Here is a 3,625-nt window from a genome sequence, read left to right as displayed (position 1 = left end):
TATTTTAGAAGGGGATGGGGAACACAATTCAGGAACCGGAACTGTGGTGGGCCATGTTGATTTTGATACAGAAAATCCATCTGGTGCTGAAGTGATGACCTTTGATGAAGAAGGTGATTTAGCGCTTAATGGTACTGTGAGCGGCCAATTACCTTTCTTCGTACAAACGGTAATTCAGAAGTCTAATAACTCTTCATTACTAGCTGGAACAGCATTCCAAAATGCATCGGGTAACATTGGTGTTAACTTGGCTAGTGGTACAGGAAACTTACAGTCGAATAACCTTGCTTTAACTAGCATTACAGGTGCTTCAGACATTGTTTCTGGCGAGTAAAGCTTCAGTTAAACGTTATGAATAAGGTAGGGGGCAAGTCCCCCCTAATTCATCTTATGCGCAACATTATCCAATTGATTATCTCTGTATTAATCATGTTAAGTCTAACTCACTACAATTATGCTGCTGAAATCCCATTAACAGGTGTTGTGCCAGGTATGGGAACTTATTCTAAATCTATCCAGAGTATACGTGAGCGAAAATTTGAACATGTAATAGAGCAAAAAACCGACTTTTCATGCGGTGCTGCTAGTCTGGCTAGCTTGCTGAAATTTGCCTATGACCGTCAAGATATAAATGAGCAGGAAGTGTTAATTGGCATGCTAGAGCATGCTGATCTGACCTTGGTTCAAGAACAAGGATTTTCACTGTTGAATATGAAACGGTATCTGCAATCTCAAGGATTAAGGGGGCGAGGATATAAAGTTGGTGAAGCTGAAATGTTGTTGCTCAAAATACCTGCCATTGTATTACTTAATGATGGTGGCTATAGCCACTTTGTGGTTTTTCGTCGTCATGATCGCGGAGAAGTCTATTTAGGTGATCCTGCTTTGGGTAATCGGATTATGACAATGGATGAGTTTAATCGGAAGTGGAATGGGGTTGTTTTTGTGGTTATTGGACAAGAGTATCAACGTGATAACCCATTACTGCATCCAAGAGCAAAACTAACGTTTAAAGCACTCGAACCGCTCTCACCTATGACGGATGCTGAGCTACTCGAATTTGGTTTTTCTTATTCAGATATGCTTTAAGGAGGAAGGTATGAAATTAAGCATGATGCTACTGCTGGCTATCGCAGCGCCTGTAATGGCCAGCCCACCTTCGCTGTCTGTGTTCAAACACAGCCAAGTGCTAACAGACTTCGAATTGGAATCAATGAAAGGCAAATACACTAATAATGGCCAAGACTATTATTTTGGCTTACAGATGCAAACGCAATTTATTCAAGCAAATGGCATTCAACAGCAAGTCGGTATGCAAATCGAATTTGCTCAAGTAGATAATCAACCTTCAGTGAATATTACTATCAGTGATCCTAATGCTATTAGTAGCAATAATGGGTTTCAGTTAGATGCTTTGGGTCAAACAGCAGGGTTACAACAACGAATTCAAATCGCCGGAAGTGAAAACGTAGCCGTCAATGAATTAGATATGGCTCAAGGACGATTAGCACCGCTACTGCAAGGTATTAATGTTGCGGTCGGCACAACGCTTGTGAGCAATAATGGCAATACCACGTTTTCGGCTAACGGTAACACAGTTGGCTATCAGGTCGAATTGGCCTCAGGTAGAGCAAGTCAAGGTATTAGTTATCAAAATGGAAATGGGCAGTTAGTTCAAAGCATTTTTATTGATGGACTCAGTCATGGAGTAATAAACCAGTCTACACTAAGGTATGACGGTATGCCTGTTGGACCAATTCAGTCAAATATACTTGGTAGGCAAATCAGTGATTTAACCGCACTAGGATTTTAATTCATTCTGTACCAGCCAAGGATGTATATATGAATAAGAAATGGACCTCAGCTGTCGCAGTGATACTGCCCGCAATATTGGCAGTACCTGCGTATGCTGCAGACAAGGATCCTCAACCAGCTTTACAATCAAGCTTATCTGAACAAGATATCGCTGTGCTTAAACAAAAACTGATCCAGTTGAATCAACAAATTAAATTACAGCAACAGACCATTAATCAGATGGCTCAACAAGTGCTCAAGCAAGAGGCATTAAACAGACAAGCCAGCACGGAAAATGTCGCCTCAACAACTCAGCAACCAGCATCTGCATCAACATCAACATCATCATCGGCACCACCACCATCAGCCGAGCGACAAAATACTCAATCAAGTCGACAAGCCGCAATCGTCAGTAACAAAACCGAGCGAAAAAAAGCGCCAGATAGAGCAAGAAGTACTGATGATGTATTGCAAGAAGCGCATAATGTCTTTTCTCGAAAATTTACCGTAGAACCCTCATTTACCTATAGTTACTACAGCCGAAAAGATCTTATTCTTAGAGGGTTCTTAGCGCTTGATGCTATTTTTTTAGGTAACTTAAACCTAGATCGTATTCGCACTAATACCACACGATTAGATCTCACCACTCGCTATACACTGAATGAAAACTGGCAATTTGAGCTCGGTTTACCGTACCTGTATCGTTGGACTCAGTATGACTCGGTGGGCGAAGGCAACTCTAGTCAGCGATATGAAACAGCCAAAATTAGTGGTGGTCAAATGGGTGATGTGAGTGGCGCGGTTTATTATCGAATAAATGCTGAATCAATTGATTGGCCTGATTGGGTGTGGAATGTCAGAGTTCGCGCGCCAACGGGAAAAGATCCTTTTGGGATCCCGCTAGAAACATCCGATACTGGCAATTTGACTTACCCAACTGAAATGGCAACGGGCTCTGGTGTTTGGGGGGTATCTACTGGGTTTAGCTTAGCAAAAACCTTTGACCCTGCGATTGTGTTTTTTAATTTAAATTATGGCGTTAGCTTTAAAGAGACATTTGATGACTTATCTGGCGCGCCTGGGTTAAGCCCTGGAGAAATTGATTTAGGCAATTATCTGGATTACAGCGTGGGATTGGCTTTTGCTGTTTCCGAGCGAATGAGTTTGAGTATGAGCTTTAATCAGCGATTTTACAGTAAAACTAAACAAAGACCGGAAGGTGGAGAGTGGGAGAAAATCCCTCGTACTGACACCAACACTGCAAGTTTAGGTATTGGTGCTACGTTAGCCCTATCACCTAATCTTTCTATGGTGACATCAATGGGTGCTGGACTGACAGAAGATTCACCAGACTACCAAATCAGTTTGCGATTCCCGTATCGATTTTAGCGCTGTTTAGAAAGCTTCGCGTTATATGTTTCTCAATCGAGATAACCTCAAACGGCTTATTTAGGCCATTTGAGGTTATTATTTGAGATTGCTATTTAAGATTGTTATTTGAGCTAATCACTCTGGTATTGATGCTAAATAATATAAGCAAAAATAAAGAGTCGATGATGAGGTGTTTGCAGGTGTATCGCTTAACTCATCATCGAATGTAGTGATTCTTGGCTGGTATATCGTTTGGTAAAGAAGTCTAAAAAAGCACTAATATTACTGGCTAGCTGACGGCGACTTGAATACACCCCGTATACTTTAAAGGGTTCCATTGGCCATTCCTGTAAAATGGGCACCAGGCTTCCGGTTGCAAGTTCTTGCTTGCAACTAGTATTAGAAAGCATGGCAATACCATAATCATCCAACGCTAAGCGCTTCACCATACTGGCGCTAT

The 3,625-nt window shown here is 41.6% G+C and carries 4 protein-coding genes and 1 pseudogene; 4 read left to right on the top strand and 1 reads right to left on the bottom strand.

Annotation, left to right across the window (positions count from 1 at the left end; translation table 11 throughout):
* The 4 genes and pseudogenes from CXF78_RS14775 to CXF78_RS14760 form a co-directional block, all read left to right on the top strand.
* A pseudogene (locus CXF78_RS14775) lies at positions 1-334 on the top strand (hypothetical protein); the annotation flags it as partial.
* A gap of 17 nt (positions 335-351) precedes the next feature.
* On the top strand, positions 352-1,089 hold the full coding sequence (locus CXF78_RS14770) for a C39 family peptidase (RefSeq protein WP_257984921.1): 738 nt from the start codon (positions 352-354) through the stop codon (positions 1,087-1,089).
* A 10-nt stretch (positions 1,090-1,099) separates the two neighbouring features.
* Complete coding sequence (locus tag CXF78_RS14765; protein WP_102037225.1) at positions 1,100-1,813, top strand: hypothetical protein; 714 nt, start codon at positions 1,100-1,102, stop codon at positions 1,811-1,813.
* A 29-nt stretch (positions 1,814-1,842) separates the two neighbouring features.
* On the top strand, positions 1,843-3,183 hold the full coding sequence (locus tag CXF78_RS14760) for a transporter (protein WP_219622078.1): 1,341 nt from the start codon (positions 1,843-1,845) through the stop codon (positions 3,181-3,183).
* 191 nt (positions 3,184-3,374) lie between these two features.
* Here the strand turns inward: CXF78_RS14760 and CXF78_RS14755 are convergent.
* Positions 3,375-3,625 (bottom strand): LysR substrate-binding domain-containing protein (locus tag CXF78_RS14755; protein WP_257984920.1); only part of this gene is annotated, 251 nt, incomplete at its 5' end.

The organism is Shewanella sp. 11B5 (assembly GCF_002836795.1).
Taxonomy (GTDB): domain Bacteria; phylum Pseudomonadota; class Gammaproteobacteria; order Enterobacterales; family Shewanellaceae; genus Shewanella; species Shewanella frigidimarina.
This window is presented reverse-complemented; position numbering and strand designations above follow the sequence as displayed.